The 670-nt window shown below is 61.8% G+C and carries 1 protein-coding gene; it reads right to left on the bottom strand.

Annotated features, from left to right (window positions below; genetic code table 11):
• Window positions 1-76: 76 nt before the first annotated feature.
• Complete coding sequence (locus tag EOB49_RS34425; protein ID WP_164781955.1) at window positions 77-442, bottom strand: hypothetical protein; 366 nt, start codon at window positions 440-442, stop codon at window positions 77-79.
• Between the last annotated feature and the right edge of the window lie 228 nt (window positions 443-670).

Below are 670 nucleotides of genomic sequence, written 5' to 3'. Positions count from 1 at the left end.
GTTTCATAGATAATTTGCGGCAGGGCAGCTTGTCGAGCCAATTGCAGTCGAAATCGCGAGGCGCCAGAAGCAAGACTCAAGGCTGTGAGACGAAACCGTCGAGCGCAGGCATCGCCACGGTGACCAGGTCATGCAGCCGCTTCTTCGGCACCCCGTCGCGCGCCTGCACTGAGAGGCCAAACAACAGCGTGGTGTAGTAGTCGCCAAGCGCTTCCGGATCGGTATCCGGCTTGAGGTCGCCGTCGCGAACACCCTTTCTCAGGCGCTCCACAATCAATGCATTGCGCGCCAGTCGGCGCTCGGCCAGCCAATGCAGCACGCCGTCATTTTCGGTAGCGCAGTTGGTGGCGGCCGAGACAACCATGCAGCCCTTCGGCAGATCCGGCCTTGTGTAGATATCGATCGCATCGCGCAGCAGCCGCTCGACAAACCCTTGGCTCACTGGCCGGTGGAATCCTGACAGGCGCCTTCGGCTGGTCGTCGGTCTTCTACGTCAATGTGCTGCTGGCTGGCATCGCCATCATCGCCGCATTTGCCATCATTCCGCGCGATCCCAAGCGGCACCAGCACCGCAACTTCGATCTGCCGGGCGCGCTGACCGTCACCGCAGGCGCCACATTGCTGGTCTTCACGCTGGTCCAGGGACCTGAATATGGCTGGGGTTCGCCAG

It is taken from the genome of Mesorhizobium sp. M7A.F.Ca.MR.148.00.0.0, assembly GCF_003997735.1.
Lineage (GTDB): Bacteria > Pseudomonadota > Alphaproteobacteria > Rhizobiales > Rhizobiaceae > Mesorhizobium.
Note: the sequence above shows the minus strand (reverse complement) of the source record. Positions and strands in the feature narration are given on the sequence as shown.